General features: G+C 42.8%; 6 protein-coding genes. All 6 read right to left on the reverse strand.

The window, feature by feature from the left end:
- Positions 1-406: glycosyltransferase family 4 protein (locus AC3LHT_RS05535; RefSeq protein ID WP_488662216.1), on the reverse strand; the 406-nt coding region annotated here is incomplete at its 3' end.
- Positions 403-1326, reverse strand: coding sequence for a beta/alpha barrel domain-containing protein (locus AC3LHT_RS05540; protein WP_290647125.1), 924 nt, complete (start codon positions 1324-1326; stop codon positions 403-405). The genes AC3LHT_RS05535 and AC3LHT_RS05540, both read right to left, overlap by 4 nt.
- Complete coding sequence (locus AC3LHT_RS05545) at positions 1314-2015, reverse strand: iron-sulfur cluster-binding protein (RefSeq protein WP_488662217.1); 702 nt, start codon at positions 2013-2015, stop codon at positions 1314-1316. The genes AC3LHT_RS05540 and AC3LHT_RS05545 overlap by 13 nt, the downstream gene beginning before the upstream one ends.
- Entirely contained in the window at positions 2002-3189 is a 1188-nt protein-coding gene (locus tag AC3LHT_RS05550; protein WP_488662219.1) for a dihydroorotase, read from the reverse strand. Before AC3LHT_RS05550 ends, AC3LHT_RS05545 begins: the two co-directional genes overlap by 14 nt.
- A 76-nt stretch (positions 3190-3265) precedes the next feature.
- Positions 3266-4195 (reverse strand): aspartate carbamoyltransferase catalytic subunit, encoded by a 930-nt coding sequence (locus AC3LHT_RS05555; RefSeq protein ID WP_290666741.1) that lies wholly within the window; start codon positions 4193-4195, stop codon positions 3266-3268.
- Positions 4192-4734, reverse strand: a complete 543-nt coding sequence (gene pyrR / locus AC3LHT_RS05560) for a bifunctional pyr operon transcriptional regulator/uracil phosphoribosyltransferase PyrR (RefSeq protein WP_290666739.1) — start codon at positions 4732-4734, stop codon at positions 4192-4194. Before pyrR ends, AC3LHT_RS05555 begins: the two co-directional genes overlap by 4 nt.
- Positions 4735-5180: the final 446 nt, after the last annotated feature.

Here is a 5180-nt window from a genome sequence, read left to right on the forward strand (position 1 = left end):
ATGATGGTAGTACAAATATATCTGCCTTATCGAAAACCAAATTCATTTTAGCGCCATGATTTAGATAGCCCCAAATTTTAATTTTTAGCCCTTCTTTATTAAGCGTATATTCTTTTATGCTATTTTCAATTGGCCCTGATCCAACAATATCAAGTTTAATTAGATAGCCTTCTTTTACCAGTATTTTTGCTGCATTTATTAAGATTTCTATTCCTTTTTCTCCCATAGCAAGGTAAAAGGCCAGGTTAGCCTTGTAAGCGCATACAAGATCTTTGGTTCTTGCTATTATTTTTCTGGCAAAACTCACAGGGTCTTGTTCTATTCTTTCAGGATCTATATCCAGTCCTACGCAAAGGTGTGAGGCATTCTTCCTTCGTAAGTTCATCAGTTTTTCAGCAAAGCTCACTTTAATTCCCCCTTTCGTGTTTTCAATAGGTAGTCTGTAAGATCAGCAAATCCGTGTTTGCAAAGCCAGCTTTGTGCTTTTTCGGGAAGTTCAGCAACTTCCAGCGGGTCAACCATGGTTCTAAGGCCAAAGCCAACGAGTTCAGCTCCCGCAAGGAGATATTCAAAAATGTCATCCCATTTGTAAGCACCACCCATGCCTATAATCGGTAGTTTGGTTAACTGTCGCGCCAAATGAATCTTTCGCAGATAAATAGGTTTGACTGCCGGGCCTGAATACCCCCCATAGGTTCTTTTCAAGAATGGTTTCCCGGTTTCTATATCAAATCTTGCCCCTGTTATGCAGTTGAACAGCACCAATCCGTCAGCTCCATTGTTCTCGCATGCCCTTATCACGGAAGGAAAATCCGGTATTTCAGGAGGTAATTTCACTGTCACCGGTCTGGTAGTGAAAACTGTTTTCACCTGTTTCAATATCTCTGCCACCGATTCTGGATTGGCTCCCAAAAGTGTATTGGCATCTTCTACGTTAGGACATGATAGGTTCAGCACCAGCAAATCAAAACCTTCAACTCCATTCAAAACAGCAGCCATTTCCCTGAATTCACAAGGCGAATTTCCAGCAATTGAGAAAAAGAGCTTAGTAGGAAAGGGTAGCAATTTTGGGTAAATGGTATTTAGAAACGTTTTTATTCCGGGGTTTTGAAGCCCGATTGAGTTTATAAGGCCATAACCTGCATCAACGAGTCTGGGGGATGGATTGCCTTCTTTAGGTTCAAGCGTGACACTCTTTATAGTGAAAGCCCCTATCTTTGAAAGAACATCCTTTTCCATCTCCAACCCAAAGCCACCAGGGCCTGAAGGAATGACCACGGGGTTTTTGAAGGTTATACCCATAACTTCCCGAGTCAAGTTAGCCATTGCCAGTCCACCTCTTTCCCATCAAAAAGTGGGCCATCTTTGCATACAAACTTGATTTCTCCACTCTTGAGTTTTACCGCACAGCCTTCACACATACCTGTGCCGCATGCCATTCTTTCTTCAATAGAAACATACACGGATCCCCCGTGATATTGCTCTGATAGGTGTTGCAGCATCGGTGTAGGGCCGCAGGCTATGACCGCTCCTTCGTTGTTGTCCTGAAAAAAGCGTTCCGTAACAACCATAGGTCCGCAGGTGATTTTAAGGTTTGGTAGATTATTTAGAAAATCGGCTTCTTCTTTCGATGTAGTTCCCAGATAAAAATTTTTATACCCGTATTTTGACCCGTAAAAATGAAGAGGTGCATAACCGCTTCCGCCAGCTACGAGATTTGCGCCTTCTATTACAGGTATGGGATTACCCAAAGGACCCTTTAGTTTGAGTTCATGCCCTATTTGCCAGCTCAGCGCTTCTTCTGTTAGCAATCCCCGAGGTTTTAGCAAAAAAAGCGTTTCTCCTCTGATTTCATCTTCAAAGTAAACCGAAAAGGGGCGTGGAGTAACGGGAAAATCCCCGGATTTCAGCATGAAGAATTGCCCCGGAAGGGACCCAAAGGTCCCATCAAGGGCTATTAGAATTAGTGCTTCGTTTTCCGACTTCTTAATCCACTTGATTTTAGATTTGAACAAGCTTACCACCACACATGACCTGCGTTATTTTCCCTTGAAGCGTTTTCCCAAGATATGGTGTGTTTCTGGCCTTTGATCTGAAATAGCTGTTCGTTAGGGTTGTATCATCCATCGGATCAAAGAGAACTAGATCTGCATAATAATGCCTTTCAATTCTTCCTCTGCCTGCAAGGTTGAAGAGTTTAGCAGGAGCCGAAGTGACTTTCTCAAGCAATTTTTCGAAGGCTAGTGTCTTTTTCCTGGAAAGTTTGAAAAGCTGCAGTAACAGGGTTTCAAGGCCTATAATCCCGAAAGGTGCCCGCTGAAATTCCACTTCCTTTTCCCAATTGGCATGCGGTGCATGGTCGGTAACTATAATGTCTATGGTTCCATCCATCAGGGCTTCTAAGAGCATTTCCTGATCCTCTTTTGTTGGAAAGGGAGGATTTAACTTTTTCGCTGGATCGTAATCTTCCAGGTCTTTATCCGTAAAGAGTAAGTGGTGGATACAGACTTCAGCGCTTATTTTTCCTCTTTTTCCCTTTCCATGCCTTATGTGATTCACCGATTTCCCCGTAGAAACATGGGCTATATGGACCCAACCAGCTGTTAAATTCGCAAGATCTATATCTCTAGCAACCATTACGGATTCAGCAGCATCCGGGATACCGTAAATTCCATAGTAATTGGAATAGTAACCTTCACGCATTGAGCCATCTCTTGAAAGTGCCCTTTCTTCACAATGATCTATAACAGGGAGGTGAAAGGACGAGGCGTATTCCAGTGCTCTCCTCATTATGTGCGGATCCCATATGGGATCCCCATCATCCGAAAAACCTATCGCACCAGCTTGTGCCAGGGTCCCCATTTCCGTCAATTCCTTTCCTTCCCTACCCTTGGTGGCTGCAGCAATGACTTCCAGTCTAGCCAGGCTAAGTACCTTTGCCTTTTCTTTTAGGCTATGAACAGCAGCAGGGCTGTCTAGTGAAGGTCTGGTATTAGGCATGCATGCAACAGTTGTTATCCCTCCGTTAAGTGCCGCCTTCAAACCGCTTTCAAGATCTTCTTTGTACTCGTATCCCGGTTCTCTTAAATGCGCGTGCATATCTATAAGCCCGGGAATGATGAGTTGACCTTTCGCATCTATTCTTTTGCCATTGAAGTCATGAGGGTTGTTTTCAATTATGTCTGTGATTTTTCCCCATACACAACAATGTTTTTCCGCTGGAATTTTCCTTCAATCAATACCTCGCCGTTTTCTATTAGATACCTCATTCCTCCATCCTCCCTCCAAGTACCGAATAAAGGAGAGCCATTCGTATAGCTTCACCGTTGGTAACCTGCTCTTGAACAACGCTTCTCTCAAAGTCCGCAACATGGTCGTCCACCTCGACACCTCTGTTCATAGGTCCCGGGTGCATGAAGATCACATCGGGTTTTGCATGTGAAAGCCTATCTTTTGTAATTCCATAGAGTTTATGATATTCTTCAAGTGTTGGAAAGAGCCCGCTGGTTTGTCTTTCAAGCTGCATTCTCAGACCCATAACTACATCTGCCCCATCGATCGCTTCATTTATGTCATAGCTAACCTTGACTCCTGATTTTTCTATTTCCAGAGGCATTAAAGTCTTTGGACCACACACGGTCACTTCAGCTCCAAGCATTTTCATGAGTTTTATGTTTGAACGCACCACACGGCTATGTTGAATATCGCCAACAATAGAGATTTTCAATCCGTCTATTTTCCCCTTCTTTTCCCAGATAGTGTAATTGTCCAGCAGTGCTTGAGTTGGGTGCGCATGAAACCCATCACCAGCGTTTATTACAGTGGCTTTGGTGTATTTCTTGATGAACTTTGGAGTACCGGGCTCGCTATGGCGCACTACATAGAGATCAATTCCCATAGCATCCAGAGTCAAAATTGTGTCCTTTAAGGATTCTCCTTTTTTTAAAGAAGAGGAGGAAGCGGAAAAGGCAACTGTATCAGCACCCAATCTCTTAGCTGCGAGGTCGAAAGAGATCTTTGTTCTCGTGCTGTTCTCAAAAAAGGCCGTACAGACAGTTACGCCTCGCAGTGCTGGCACTTTCTTCACCTTCCTGCTCAATATACCTTTGAAGTGCTTTGTAAGCTCAAATAGCTGATAAACCTCCTCTACATTGAAAACGTCTACATCGTAAACATCACGACCAACCATGCTCATTCCATCACCCCAATTTCTACCCTATCGGTACCGTTCTGCTCTTTGAAATGCACAATTATTTGTTCTTTCATCCTGGTGGGAACCACTTTGCCGCATATATCTGGTTGTATTGGCAACTCCCTATGCCCTCTGTCGATAAAGGTAACGAGAACTATCCTCCGGGGCCTGCCGTAATCGAAGATTTCATCAATAGCAGCTCTGACCGTCCTCCCGGTGAAAATTACATCATCACATAGAATGATTGTCTTACCGGTGACTTCAAAATCAATTTGTGTCTCTTTTACATGGGGTTGTTCCAAGCGATAGAAAGTGTCATCACGGTAAAAGGTAATGTCCACCTTTCCTGTGGGGAGCTTAAGCCCATGTTCAAAGGCTATCCTTTTAAGTCGGTCTGCAAGATACACCCCACCCGTTTGGATTCCTACGACTGCAAAATCCTCTGAATCTTTTAACTTTTCCATGAGTTCAAAGTACATTCTTTTGAGAATTTTCTCGAATTGAGCGGGTTCGATAATCGTGTGGATATTTTTCAAGTTCACGTTTTTCCTCCTTTCCTCCCAAAATTTTGGCAAAATAAAAGGGACAGATTCCTCTGTCCCTCAAAAACTGAAAATCCATCCCGTAAGGTATCGAAGATCAGTGCAATAAACACCTCTATTCTCCAGGATGGTATTGACTTTTTATGTTGTGAAAAAAATTCTGGGATCATTCACACTCTCCTTTGCAGGTAAGCTGCGTCCCTTCTAAGTGTTGCTTTACAAATCTTCAAGGGTGATTTTACCATAAAACCAATCTAAAAAATGCAACAGACTTATGATAGGGACTTTACAAATGTTGATATACCGCTTTCCAAAACGCTTGCAACGAATATCAATTTAATGTAAAACGTTCATAGACAGTATCCACGTGTTTCAAATAATAATCCGCTTTAAAGAGTTCTTTTAGTTCTTTAGTACTGAAAAGTTCTTTTATCATCTCGTTCGTT

The sequence above is a fragment of the Kosmotoga sp. genome (assembly GCF_982836095.1).